Annotated in this window: 15 protein-coding genes; 10 read left to right on the plus strand and 5 right to left on the minus strand. The window is 65.7% G+C overall.

Going from position 1 to position 12,495, the window contains the following annotated elements; all coding sequences use genetic code 11:
- Positions 1-2: 2 nt before the first annotated feature.
- The gene (locus ACIPPQ_RS16910) at positions 3-1,964 is read left to right on the plus strand and encodes an Atxe2 family lasso peptide isopeptidase (protein WP_446545232.1); all 1,962 of its coding nucleotides are present in this window, start codon (positions 3-5) and stop codon (positions 1,962-1,964) included.
- Here ACIPPQ_RS16910 and ACIPPQ_RS16915 read toward each other — a convergent pair.
- The 5 genes from ACIPPQ_RS16915 to ACIPPQ_RS16935 all read right to left on the minus strand — a co-directional run bounded on the left by ACIPPQ_RS16915 (position 1,862) and on the right by ACIPPQ_RS16935 (position 5,763).
- Entirely contained in the window at positions 1,862-3,559 is a 1,698-nt protein-coding gene (locus ACIPPQ_RS16915) for an asparagine synthase-related protein (RefSeq protein WP_446545233.1), read from the minus strand. The two genes, ACIPPQ_RS16910 and ACIPPQ_RS16915, sit on opposite strands and share 103 nt — an antisense overlap.
- Positions 3,556-3,894 (minus strand): lasso peptide biosynthesis B2 protein, encoded by a 339-nt coding sequence (locus ACIPPQ_RS16920; RefSeq protein ID WP_446545234.1) that lies wholly within the window; start codon positions 3,892-3,894, stop codon positions 3,556-3,558. Before ACIPPQ_RS16920 ends, ACIPPQ_RS16915 begins: the two co-directional genes overlap by 4 nt.
- Before the next feature lie 359 nt (positions 3,895-4,253).
- Positions 4,254-4,376: a hypothetical protein gene (locus tag ACIPPQ_RS16925; RefSeq protein WP_446545235.1), complete on the minus strand. Its 123-nt coding sequence runs from the start codon at positions 4,374-4,376 to the stop codon at positions 4,254-4,256.
- Positions 4,377-4,486: 110 nt separating this feature from the next.
- On the minus strand, positions 4,487-5,110 hold the full coding sequence (locus ACIPPQ_RS16930; protein WP_446545236.1) for a GntR family transcriptional regulator: 624 nt from the start codon (positions 5,108-5,110) through the stop codon (positions 4,487-4,489).
- Positions 5,107-5,763, minus strand: a complete 657-nt coding sequence (locus ACIPPQ_RS16935) for an acyl-homoserine-lactone synthase (protein ID WP_446545237.1) — start codon at positions 5,761-5,763, stop codon at positions 5,107-5,109. Before ACIPPQ_RS16935 ends, ACIPPQ_RS16930 begins: the two co-directional genes overlap by 4 nt.
- Before the next feature lie 433 nt (positions 5,764-6,196).
- Here ACIPPQ_RS16935 and ACIPPQ_RS16940 point away from each other — a divergent pair, with 433 nt between their 5' ends.
- From ACIPPQ_RS16940 to ACIPPQ_RS16980, 9 genes are all read left to right on the plus strand, one after another.
- Positions 6,197-6,715: a helix-turn-helix domain-containing protein gene (locus tag ACIPPQ_RS16940; protein WP_446545238.1), complete on the plus strand. Its 519-nt coding sequence runs from the start codon at positions 6,197-6,199 to the stop codon at positions 6,713-6,715.
- 59 nt (positions 6,716-6,774) lie between these two features.
- Complete coding sequence (locus tag ACIPPQ_RS16945; RefSeq protein WP_446545239.1) at positions 6,775-7,110, plus strand: hypothetical protein; 336 nt, start codon at positions 6,775-6,777, stop codon at positions 7,108-7,110.
- 25 nt (positions 7,111-7,135) lie between these two features.
- Positions 7,136-7,618 carry a hypothetical protein gene (locus ACIPPQ_RS16950; protein ID WP_446545240.1) on the plus strand — a complete coding sequence of 161 codons (483 nt, stop codon included), beginning with the start codon at positions 7,136-7,138 and terminating at the stop codon, positions 7,616-7,618.
- A complete protein-coding gene (locus ACIPPQ_RS16955; protein ID WP_446545241.1) occupies positions 7,582-8,556 on the plus strand; it encodes a JAB domain-containing protein in 975 nt (324 codons plus the stop codon). The genes ACIPPQ_RS16950 and ACIPPQ_RS16955 overlap by 37 nt, the downstream gene beginning before the upstream one ends.
- A 196-nt stretch (positions 8,557-8,752) precedes the next feature.
- Entirely contained in the window at positions 8,753-9,538 is a 786-nt protein-coding gene (locus ACIPPQ_RS16960; protein ID WP_446545242.1) for a transcriptional regulator domain-containing protein, read from the plus strand.
- A gap of 468 nt (positions 9,539-10,006) precedes the next feature.
- Positions 10,007-10,930 carry a HEPN domain-containing protein gene (locus ACIPPQ_RS16965; RefSeq protein ID WP_446545243.1) on the plus strand — a complete coding sequence of 308 codons (924 nt, stop codon included), beginning with the start codon at positions 10,007-10,009 and terminating at the stop codon, positions 10,928-10,930.
- A 481-nt stretch (positions 10,931-11,411) separates the two neighbouring features.
- Positions 11,412-11,903, plus strand: coding sequence for a hypothetical protein (locus ACIPPQ_RS16970; protein ID WP_446545244.1), 492 nt, complete (start codon positions 11,412-11,414; stop codon positions 11,901-11,903).
- Entirely contained in the window at positions 11,900-12,133 is a 234-nt protein-coding gene (locus ACIPPQ_RS16975; RefSeq protein WP_446545245.1) for an RNA polymerase sigma factor, read from the plus strand. The genes ACIPPQ_RS16970 and ACIPPQ_RS16975 overlap by 4 nt, the downstream gene beginning before the upstream one ends.
- Before the next feature lie 147 nt (positions 12,134-12,280).
- The gene (locus ACIPPQ_RS16980; RefSeq protein WP_446545249.1) at positions 12,281-12,433 is read left to right on the plus strand and encodes a sigma factor-like helix-turn-helix DNA-binding protein; all 153 of its coding nucleotides are present in this window, start codon (positions 12,281-12,283) and stop codon (positions 12,431-12,433) included.
- Positions 12,434-12,495 lie beyond the last annotated feature (62 nt).

A 12,495-nucleotide genomic window follows, 5' to 3' on the forward strand; every position in this document is an offset into this window, starting at 1 on the left:
GCATGATGACAGCGGCGCTCGCACTCGTTGCCGCGTCACCTACGCCCGCGCTCCAAGAGATCGAACGCCTGACCGAAGTCGCCGACATTTCGGGGCTTGCGGCATCGCCCGACGGGCAGTGGATCGCGTACCGGATCGAACGCCCGTCGATCGCGCGCAACCTTATCGATGCGCACTGGTACATTGTGGCCGCCGATGGCCAATCGCCGCCTCGCCATGTCGGGAGTGGCGGCCACGCGACCTGGGATTCGGCCGGCGTTATCGAACCGGGACACGCGGTTTGGATGCCAGACAGCGCGAGCTTCCTCGTTCGAGCAGAGCGAGATGGCCGCACCGGGCTTTGGTCGATGCGCGTCGCGGGGCCTCCCGCGCCCGCTTTTGCGGCCGACGGCGACATCGAGCGCTTCGCGGTGACGCGCAAAGGCGCGATCATTGCAGAAATAGGGCCGCCCCGCGATGCGGTGCGACGCGCGGACAGCGAGGCGCGCGACCGCGGCGTGCTGATGGACGAACAGGTCAATCTCGCGGGCGGAATCTATCACGATGCCATGACAGGAAATGAGACGATCAGCGAGCGCTGGACGGGACAATGGTTCGATAGCGCGCCGCTGCTCTGGAATGATCCGCGAAGGGTCGTCGCCTATGACCCCAACGCGGGAACCGACGCCGTCGCCGTGGCCGCAGAGCGCGCGCTTCTCGACGCCGCGGCGCCGGCGCCCCCCGAAGATGCCATAGCCGCAGCGATCGCAGCCACCGAGTGCGATCGTCCGATGCTCCGATGCGATCGGCCTCGCCTGTCGTCGTCGCTGCCGCTCGGTGACGGGCGCTGGGCGGTCACGACAATCGACGACGGCCTCGGGCAGCGCATCCACGTCTGGGACGATCGGCGGAAGCGCCTCCAGCTCGTGCGCGCGGCGCGGGGGTTGCTCAACGGCGGGCGTCGAGAACGCTCGCGATGCGCTGCCGCCGAAAACGCTCTCTTCTGCGTCGAGGCGGCGGCCGATCAGCCCCCGCGCCTCGTTCGACTACGGTTCGACGGCGGTCCGCTACAGGTGATAGCGGCGCCCAATAAAAATCTCGCCCGCGACAGACTCATCGTCGAACCCGTCGCATGGCGCGTGGGCGACAGCCGCGCGTCGGGCTGGCTCCTTCGCCCGAATATCCCCGGACGGCTGCCGCTCTTCATTACCTATTACCGCTGCGCCGGTTATCTGCGCGGCGGTCTCGGCGACGAATGGCCGCTGCGTGCGTTAGCGCTAAGTGGCATGGCCGCGCTCTGCATCAACGCCCTGCCCGTCTCCGACGAAAGCGCCGAAAGACGATATGATACCGGACTCGAAGCGGTCCGAACCGCAATCGAAATGCTCGACCGGAAGGGACGGATCGACCGCGGCCGCATCGGCATGGGCGGTCTCAGCTTCGGCAGCGAAGTCACGATGTGGATCGCGGCGCGCAGCAATTTGCTCCGCGCGGCCTCGATCGCGTCGGTCCAGATCGAGCCAGCCTATTACTGGTTCAATATCATCGCCGACAAAGGCCGCTTCCGGGAAAATTTCAAAAAACAATGGGGCCTCGGGCCGCCCGACGAAGACAGGGAATTGTGGAAGCGGCTCTCGCCCGCCGCGAATGTTGCGAAGATCGAGGCGCCAATTCTCCTGCAGCTACCCGAAAAGGAGGCCCGCCTTTCGCCCGAACTTCATGCCAGGTTGATTGCGGCGCGCAAAGGCGAGCTCCACATCTTCCCGCTCGCGCCGCACATCAAGGCCGCCCCCCGGCAGAAATGGGCCGCCTATGCCCGCAACCTGGACTGGTTTCGCTATTGGTTGCAGGGCCAGATCGATCCCGACCCGGCAAAAGCCGATCAATATGCGCGCTGGGCGGCGCTGGCGCCGCCGCGGCAGCGCCACGATTCGACCGACCGCACCCAGCGCTCGATATCCGCTATCTCGAGCAGCCGAAAATAGGCGAACTCGGGGTCGACGCCTTCCCTGGAAAAGTAGCGCTCAATTTCCGGCCGATCGAGCAAACCCTGCGTCGCGATCCGGCCATCGAGCAGGAACGGCGCGAGACGCGCCCGTTCGCGCTGGAAGGCAGCGGCGCACATCGCCTCGAGACGACCTTTGGTGCGGCGGTGCAGCACCGACGGCGGTAATTGGCGCGCGAAAGCCGCGCGCGCGACCGCGCGATCGCGACCGCCCGAGATCCACAGCCAACTCGGAATAGCGAGGCAGGTTTCGACGAGCGGCTGCGACAGGAGCGGAGCCACCACTTTTCTATCGTGCCAGCGGTCGGGTCGGTCCATGAAATCGCCAATCCGCATCAACGCTTCGACATGCTGCCGCTTCCCCGGCGGAAAGCCGCCGGCAGCCTCCTGCCAAGGATGAAGGAAGGGTGCGGCGGGCAATGCCGATCGCTCGGCGAAGATATCGTCGCGCGGCCAAAGCGGGCGCGTTTCCCGCGAGCGAAGCCTGCGGGCGAGCGCTTTTGCCGCATGCCACCGCGTCGTCCCCGCCACGGCGGCAATGTCTCCGAGCAGATGAAACAGAGGCGCCCGAAGCCCTTTCGCCTGCCAGGCGTCGATCGCCGGCGAGACCGAATGGCTATAGCCGAAAATATTGTCGCCGCCGATGCCGCTCCAGACCTGGTCGCTGTCTCCGGCATGGATGGCGCCGGCGATAGCCCGATCGAATCCGGCGAGGATCGACGCGGCGGCGGGTCGCACGGTCAGACGGTCGGGCTTCGAGAGAAGGTTGATCGCCGCCTCGTCGACCGGGGCTTCGATGAGATTTGCCCCGCACTGGCGGGCAACGTCGCGCGCATAGCGCCGTTCGTCGCCGTCGGGCGTAGCGGTGACTGCCGTGACGGCCCTGAAGCTATGGCCACAGGCCGTGAGCGAAGCGGCGATGATCGAGCTGTCAAGGCCGCCGGAAAGCTCCAACAATCTACCTCCGGGCTGCTCCGCCCAGCGATCGACGCACATCGAAGTGCAACGCTCGACCGCCGCCGCCGCGCATTGGCGGTCGGCGCCGATGTCCCCCGTCACATGCGACCAAGGCAGCCAGAATGGGGCTACCGAGGAGACCGCGCCATCGAACAGCAATGCGGTGCCGGGCAGAAGTTCGGCCACGCCGGCGATACCCGTGCGCTCGGTGCGAAAGTTGCGGTAGGCGAGGCCGTGGCGGACGAAGTCCCAGTCTATGGCGAGATCGAGTCCGAGGTCCGCCGCAAGCTCGAGATGCGAGAAACAGAGAATGCCGCCCCGCCACCGGGTCCAATAGAGGGGCATCCCCGTGACCGGCGCTCGTTCCACCCGGAGCACACCGCGCCCGACGCGGGAAAAGCGCAGATAATTGCCCCAGACCCGTCCGCTCTCCCCCGGATAGGCAAAGCAATCCCCCACCACAGCGTCGTCGGGTAGCAATCTGACGGGAAGCTCCCGCCCGACATGGAGATTGGCATATGGCGTCGCATGCAGGGCGAGGCCTTCGCGATCGGCAGCGATGTCGACACCGGCATGATCACCGGCTCCGAACGCCACCAGAATTCCGCGTTTCATCATATGACGAGGATCGGCGTGAAGTTGCGTGCCTCATCCTGCGCACAGGTGAGCACATGGCCGCCGGCCTGCAACCAGCAGTGCGCCGCGAACGGGCCGGTACGAACCCCGAATATGAGGTCGGCCGCAACACCGCGGGCCAACAGCATGCACATCAAGGCGACCGAATCGATGAGGCAGCGGCGCGCGATCGGAACCGAAGAGCGATTGGCCTCGAACCGCAGCGCCGCGCCGGTGATCGATTCCGGGTCGCACCCTGCCTCGGCTTTCCGGCGAGACAGTTCGGCGATTGTCGTCGCCAGCCGGGCTGAACGAATGGCGGTGCGTGCGCGTAGCACATGATATCCCGTCTCGAGCGCAGCTGCCAACGAAGGACGCGGTGGTTCGAGACCATAAATGTCGTCGGGGGCAATCTTCGCCTCCGTGGGAGCGCAAGCGAAATCCCCATCGGCGCGCTGCAGGACGCCGGCCGCGACAAATATCTCGAGTTCGCCTTCGGCGGCGTCGCCGCACAGAAGTCGTTCGAATATATCGCGATCGCGCGGTGCGAGCTGAAAATATCGATCCCGCCGCAGGTCGAGGAAGACAAACCCGTCTGGGGTTCGGCAAAAGGAAATGCCGGAGGAAAGCCGAAGGTTCATGGCCTGGTCGCCTCGCCGGGCGCCTGCACCGAAATGCGGACGCCCGGCCCGGAGCGTCAGTCGCTGATGCCAGTCACGGGAAGCAGTCCCGCGCCTTCGATCGGGCGACCTTCCTCGCCGTGCGTGTCGGTGCTGACCTGGCCAAGCTCGACGGTTTCGAGCGCATCATCGCGTTCCATCTTCATTTCCTTTCGTCAAGCCGCGGAATTGCGGCATGTGGAAAGTTAGACGCATGATTTCATATAGGAATTTTATACTTTGAATATTGTTCGAATATATTTTCCGAATATTATCCGAGCGGCTGCTCGCGCGGCCGCATCGCGGCAACGACACGGCCCGCAAGCGCCATACGCAGGCGATGAAAGCGGGTGATCTTAGCGCGCAGCGCGCTCCAGCGGCGGAAGCGCAGATCCTCGTCCATCGCCGCGATCGCGGCACGGCAGCCGGGATCGACGCGGAGTTCGGCCGCGCGAAAGACGTGCGATCGGTCGATCAGGTTCGCGACGGCGAAGTGCAGCTCGCGGTTTCCGCTCCGGAAGGCGATCGCGCGGAACAGGTGGGCGATGTCGCCGGCATAATCGGGTTCGCTGCTTTTCACCGGCGCGGACCCCGTCAAGGCCGGATCGGGCGTCTGGCCGGCGAGCGCCAGCGCCAGCAGCGCCGCGGCCCATTCATAAAGGTCGCGAAGATCGGCCTCGGCGAGGATCGGTTGCCGAAAGCCTTCGTGATGCCAGCTGTCGATAAGCCGCTCGCCCGACAGGCGGTGAAGCGCGTCGCGCACCGGTGTCGCGCTGGCGCCGAGATCGCGCGCGAGCACCGACGGATCGAGGCGCTCGCCCGGCGCGAATTCCCCGCGCATCGCGCGCGTCTTGAGCTCGCGGTAGACGCGCTCCATCGTCGCGCCCGGGCTCATGACGGCATGCGCCCGGCCGCCGTCGGCCGGGCGATTCCCGCCTCCGCGAGCCTTGCCGGGGTCGCCGCGTCGATATCGACCGCGATTCCCACCATGGCCTTCCCGCAAGCGGGAACCCCGCCGAGGCGGCGGCACGACCATCCCAGCTCTTCGATCGGGCGAGCCCATCGCCGTTCCGCGATTCCGACGAAGCGCTGAATCCGATGCGTCAGAGCATGATCGACGAGGCCATATAGGAGCCGGTCGCGCGCGCGGCGCCGGTCGGCGGCGGCGATGTCGGGCGAAAGACAGAAATGGGTCACTTCGGCGATCCGCGACGCGCGGGCGGCGGATTCATACAGGCGGCCGCCGAACGGAGCGAGAGCCGCCGACGGTCCGGCAAGCAGGCGCGCCGACGCGCGATGCTCCCCGTCAGGGCCGGAAACGATCAGATAGGTGGCGCCGGGGCCATCGCGGCGATCGACCTCGAAGCGGCCGGCGAGCACCGGAAGGTCCCACTTCAGGAGATCGACGAAGACGCGCTTGCGCGCGGCGAACATCGACCGAAGCGCAACATGCTCACGCGCGCGCGTGGTCTCGTCGACGACGAGCATCGCCGACGCCGCCTCGACGGCGCGGCTTTCTTGCCGCGAATGACGGGCACGGCGGCGCACCACGTGAACAGGACGAGTTTCAAGCCAGCCGCGCGGGGGCGCGGCATCGCATGTCGGCATGGCGACCCTTGGCAAGCCGGGCGGCGTCCTCAAGCCTGCCGGTCCGGCATTGCTCCCATCAGGGCCGGCCGCGGCCTTCTCAACCAGGCGGCGGACCGGCGGTGGCGCATCGCCGGTGGTCGGGCGGCGAGTCGAGCGCCCCAGGCTATCCCCCGTTCGATATATTTCCATTATATTCGTGAGTTACTCTCAATTTGAGAGTTTTTCTCCATCGCGCCCGACCCTCGCGGGCGGCGCGGTGATTTCACATCCGCGCGTTTCCCTCGACGCCTGCCATGCGGCGACGAGCGCGCTGCCGCCATCATCGGGACCGGGGCGCCGCCTCCTATCCGATTAAGGGCTTGTGCAGGTGCGCCTTTGTCATGAAAATGTCATGATGGAAGGGTCGCAATCTTCTAGCCTTGCCGAGCGCGCGCTTTGGGACCGGCTGACCGGGAAACAGCGCGCGTGCCTCGATCTCCTGCTCGAGCGCAAGACATCGAAGCAGATCGCGCTCGAGCTCAAAATCGCGAAACCCACGGTCGATCAGCGCATCACCACGGCGCGCCATATTCTCGGCGCCACCGATCGCGACGACGCGGCGCTGCGCTATGCGCGCCTCAAAAACATATATGATCGAATCACATGTGATCCGGTGCATATTCCCCCGGTGCCATGCTTCGTGCCATCCGACTTCGCGGACGGCGATCCGTCGGAGCCCATGCAGGCGAATGCCCGCGGTGCGCCGGTCGGCTCATGGGGCCAAGGCCTGCCGTTCGGGAAGGTCGGGAGCCATGACCATGGCTCTTTTGTGAGACTGGCGATCGTGGCGGCGATTCTCGTCGCCATCGTCATCTTTCTCCTCGGCGGGCTCGGCATCGCGCAGGCGCTGACGCGGCTCATCTCCGGCTGACGCTTCTCATCTGCAACCGAATGACGACCGGAGTCCCCGCTTCCGGCGAAGGAGAGATCATGTCCGAGAATATCCTGTTCGTGGCGAAGAAGCTGCAGCATCAGGTGCCCGTTACGGAGACACGAATCGACGATGCGCTGATCGCGGTATCGTCGCTGATGACGACCATCGTGACCGCGCGCCGCGACGCCGACCGGGTCCGGCCGGCGAAGGGGCAGGCGACGATCGAGCGCCTGGCGAAAGCGCAGATGGCGCTTATCGACGCAAGCGGCGGCGTCCTGCGCGTCCACGGCGAGCTGGCCGATATCGCGCGCGAGACCGCGGGGCTGGACCTGCATGAATGCCCGGCGGCAGCGCGCGTAGACGAGACCCGCCACGACCGCGTGGCCGGTTGACCCGGATCGAAGCAGATGGTTTCAGATGAGAATGCTGCGGATCGCCTGTTTCCTGACCCTCCTCTTTCTCGCGACGGTCTATGCGCTGAGAAAGGGGGGCGGTCCCGAGCGCGCGATGGCGTTCATCCTGATCGCGATGCTCGCGGCGGATCAGGCGCTTCACCTGGTGGTGCCGGCGCGCTTCACGATGCTCGACGCCGGGCATCTCGCGATCGACCTCGCAGCGGCGGCGGCGACGCTGCTCCTGGCACTCGCGGCGCATCGCTTCTGGCCGCTGGTCGCGGCGGCGCTTCAGATTCTGCCGCTTCTTGCCCACTTCAGCCGGGCGGCGGATATCTCGGTGCATCCGATCGCCTATCTCACGATGCAGGTGTTCGCATCCTGGCTGCTCCCGCCGCTGCTCGCCCTCGGAACCTGGCGGCACCGCAAACGGCTGCACGCCAGCGGCAGCGATCGATCCTGGCGCGGTTCGTGGCCACGGTCGAACCCGAGCATGCCGAAACCATAGCCGCCACGCTTCTCGGCGAGTATCGCAACCTGCCGCGGCTGTGGTCCGAGACCGCCCAGGCCCATGCGCGGGTGATCGGCGGCTGGCCTGCCGTCGTCGAACTGCTCGCCAGCGCGCGCGCGGCGTTGCACGAGATGATGGCGGCCGATCTCACGGCGCGGCGGATCGATCCGCTCGACGAGCGCTTGCGGCGTTATCTGACCGTTTCGATGGGATCGCTCCCCGAGGAGCGGCTTCGCGTCCTGTTCCTCGACGCGGCGCGGATGCTCGTCGCCGACGAGCAACTGCAGCAGGGGACGCTCGCGCACATGTCGATCTATCCGCGCACGATATTCCGGCGCGCGCTCGAGCTCAATGCGGCGGCGATCATTCTTGTCCACAACCATCCGAGCGGCGACCCGATGCCGAGCGAGGAGGACATCGGGACGACCGCGATGATCGAGCAGCTGGGCCGATCGCTCGATATCGAGCTGCTCGACCATATCGTCGTCACCGCGACCCGGACACATCATATGCGGAGCGGAAAGACGAAAAGGTCGGCCGCCCCCCGACCGCGCAGCTTCGCGCTGCGAAGCGCCCCGGAGCGGGCGCCACGCGACGTCGACAGCCATGTCCTCCGCAACGCCCGGGCCACGCAGCGACGGCGGATCCTCCGGCGGCAGTTGCTGGGATCGGAGGATCTGTTCGGCGAGCCGGCTTGGGACATGCTGCTCGATCTGTTCGTCCACGAATGCGAAGGAAAAAGATTGTCGATGTCCTCGCTCTGCACCGCCGCGGCGATCCCCGAAAGCAGCGCGATGCGGCTCGCGCAGCGGCTGTGCGACGCGGGACTGCTGGTCCGGCTCGCCGACCCTGCGGACGGGCGCCGGAGCTTCATGCAGGTCGCGCCCGAGATGGCGCACCGGCTGCGCGCCTATTTTGCCGAAGGCGCAGAATAGACGCCGCGCGCCGCGCAGGCCGGGGCCGGACGGCGAGCGCCGGCGGCGCGCCTGCCGACGCTTCATATCTGGCTGCAACAGCCCCGCGAACCGGAGCAATCGCCCTTTCCGGACGCGCTCGATCCTGCCCGCTCTAGCGCGGTCCTGAGCCGCGTGCCGTCCGGTCGGGTCGCCGCTTCATGCCTGGCTTCGGAATATGTTCTGGATGTTCGGCGTGAGGAGCGACGCGCCTGGAGCCGATTGGCGCTCGGCCGAGCCCTACGCCGAACTGCTGCATTGCGACAGGCGGTTTTTTGCCTGGGAGTGGCTGCGGCGCAGCGCCGCGTACCGGCAATGCTGGCGCAGACGCGACCGGTTGCCGCGCGACGCGGCGGCGCAGATGGGATTGATCGCATGGATCGATCCGGCGATTCCGGCACCGCGCGCGCGGCCGATCTGGAGCGTGACCACCGATCCGGCCGTGCTCGATGGCCGTCCTGCCGAGCCGGCGCCCCATGCCCCGCACGCCGGCGATTCGCTCGACATATTGACGGTGGCACCGCTGGTTTCGGTCGAGGTCACCGAACGGGCCGAACATTGGTTGCTCAGCGATGGTCACTGGACGATCCGTCTCGATCTCCACGACGGAACGCTGCTTGGCGGGCCGCTTCTGATCGAACACCGCCTGGCCGGCCTGAGGTCGCTTGGCCCGAGACTTACCGCGCTCCGGCACCTGGCCACGCTCGCGGAAAAGGGCGACCTGCCCGCCGCGCTGCGGCCGCGCGAGCGGCGGGCGGCGCAATGGATTCTCGAGCTGCGCGCAGCGGATGCGCTGCTGGCGGGCGCATCGCAGCAGGACATGGCGCGGCGGCTTTTCGGAGAGATGGTCGCGCCCGGGCGCTGGCGGCTCGAGAGCACCGCGTATCGGCTGCGCATCCAGCGGCTGGTCCGGCGCGCGCGCGAACGGCTTGCCGAGCCGCTCGCGGGACCCTGGTTCGGTTAGAGCGAGAGCACGCCGGCCGTTCCGGCATAAGGGGCGAGCTCCGGCATATGAGACGACGGCTCCGGAGGGCGCATTGGCCCGAGGCCCTGGCCGGGGACGGTCGCCGTTCAGTAGCCGCGACTTGGGGCCGCGGCGGCGTGCCGGCGCAGAGCCCTCGCCTCTCATCTCCGGTTCGAAAGGCCGACCTGGGACCTTCGGCGTAGGGCCGGGCGCGATCGCGGAAGGTGGCGACAAAATCCACCATCGTCGCCGGTTCGCGGCTATCGCGGGTCGATGTGAAACCGGGCGAGCGACGAGCGGGCCACCGCCGGAAGCATCAAGCTGGCGGGTCGATGCGAAGCGCAAGAATGCCCTGCAGCGGTTTGACGCCGAAGCGCCGGCTGCTTCTTGCAATTTTTTGACTGCACGAAAGCGCAGGGCATTCTGTCCTTGCCAAGCGACGGGGATTGATCGAAGATTCTGGCGGACATGCGCACCGACATCGATCATCTTCCGCCTGTGAAGCAGCGCGAGCTTGAGCGCATCGTCGAGATCGTCTTCGACGAGTTCGGCCAAGCCACCGAGAATGCGACCGGGCGCCGCAAGGGCGCCCGCATCCTCAAGATCATCCTGTTCGGCAGCTACAGCCGCGGTGACTGGGTCGATGCCCCCGCATCGGCGAACCAGTATAAATCTGATTATGATATTCTTGTCATCGTCAGTCAGAAGGAGTTGACCGACCGCGCCGCCTATTGGGCGAAGGCCGAGGAACGGCTGATCCGCGCCTATACGATCGAAAAGACGCTGCGGACACCGGTCAACTTCATCGTCCATTCGCTCCACGAGGTGAACGACGGGCTCGCGCATGGCCGCGTCTTCTTCATGGAGGTCGCGAAAGATGGGGTCGCGATCTATGAAGCCGACGGCAGTGAACTCGCGACGCCACGCCCTCAAACGCCTAAACAAGCCTTGGCGACGGCGAACGAATACTTTGAGGAGTATCTACCTTCCGCCGAGCAATTCCTGATTCAAGGGAGAGAAGCCAACGAGCGCGGCTGGCATAAGAAATCGGCATTTGAACTGCATCAAGCAACCGAGCGCCTCTATCAAGGGCTACTGCTCACCCTGACTTTTTATACGCCCTACAACCACAATATCGCCTTCCTGCGCTCGCTCGCTGAAGGGCTCGACCGCAGGCTCTATGGCGTCTGGCCGGAGAACAATCGCCGCGAGCGCGCGATGTTCCAGAAATTGAAGGAAGCCTATACGAAGGCGAGATATTCAAAACATTATCGGATCAGCGAGGAAGAGCTGACCTGGCTCAGCGAACGCGTCGAGGAACTGGGCCGCGTCGTTCATCAGGTCTGCACCGACAAGATCGCCGGACTCGAAAAGTCCGCTGCGCGCAAATAGACTCCCCAGGCCGGCAATCTCTCAGCCTGAATTTGGCGGCGGCACCTTCCGCCTGATTGTCGATGCGCCGATTACGGCGCCAGCAACGACTCCCAACGCAACCCCCGCCGCCACATTGCCGGTGGCCGCGCCGATTGCGGCGCCCAATGCCACTCCAAGGCCGATAGATCCAGCCTCTTTTTTCATCACTGTCGCTCCCGCATCGCGCCAAGTGTAACAGGAATATACGGCTGGGAGAATGTGTTCTTTTGAGCCGAATGGGCGTTGGCTGCGGCCCAGCTTGCCCGGATTCCCCGTTTCTGGCATGATCCCGCCCACGGGATGGAGGGACTGGCGGCCATCTCCGAGGATTACCTGCCAGGCATCATGTAGGTTCGGCCACCACGGTCGGGCAGTTGCTGTAAGCCGCTAAGCGGCACCCAGCGGACACCGCTTGCACATCCGCGCATCGACGCGCGGACCGCCGCTGTGCGAGCTTAGCATGAATACCCCAACGAACGACGTTTACGCGCGCGAAGTCGTGATGGCGCGCGTCGGCCATCTCATCCGCCGCAAGCAGCGCGAGATCGAACGGATCACGCGCATCCTGCGATGCTTCTTCGATCCATCACAGATGCAAGCGCCCGAGCCGGGCCAGATCAAACGCATCATGCTGATCGGCCCCTATGCGCGGCGGAACTGGTACGAAGATAAGCGGACGATCGGCTTTTCCGATTACGAACTGTGGATCGTCGTCAGCCATCCGCTGTTCACCGACGAACGCTGCTGGCGGCGCGCCCGCTCGGTCATTCGCAGCGAGCTTGGCGACCGCTGCGCAGTCGATCTGGAAATCTATTCCAAGTCCGACATCCGTGTCGCCAAGGACGAGCGCGATAGCTTCATCCTCGACCGGATCGATGCGGGCATCACCCTCTATCGCGCCTCGCGCGATGCACCGTTGCGGCGGCGCGGACGCGGGGAGCCACGGTCATGACCGCGCTCCGTTCAACCGCCGCCTTCGACAGCTTCTATCGGTCCGAGTATGAGTGGCTGCTGTGCTATTTTCGCATACGCGTCGGCAGCGACGCCGCGCCCGATCTGGTGCAGGAGGCGTTCACGCGAATGCTCCGCAGCGGGGCCTTCGAAAGGGTCGACAATCCGCAAGCCTATCTGACCCGCGCCGCCCACAATCTGCTCATCGAAGGGGCGCGCCAGTGGCGGTGAAAGCATATCGTCGTCTGTCCGCTCAACGAAGCGCGCGACGTCGCCATTCCTCCCGATCAGATGCGGCGGATCGAAGAAATCGACATCCGGCGCTTATTCCGGCCAACGCTTCTCGCCATGAAACCCAGAACCCGCCGCATCTTCCTGATGAGCCGCCTCAGGCAGCAGACCTACCATGAAATCGCCGAAGAACTCGGCGTCACCGACAGGGCTGTTGAGCGTCATATATCGCGCCTGACGTGCTCCCCTGATTGTTACCAGTCAGAGGTAGAGTCCGGCTCCTTCATGATGGTTGATTGATGGGATGGCAATGGTCCTGGGGGCATGCCCCCAGGACCATTGGCCGGCGATCTCGGCGGGTG

The organism is Sphingopyxis sp. LARHCG72 (assembly GCF_052871675.1).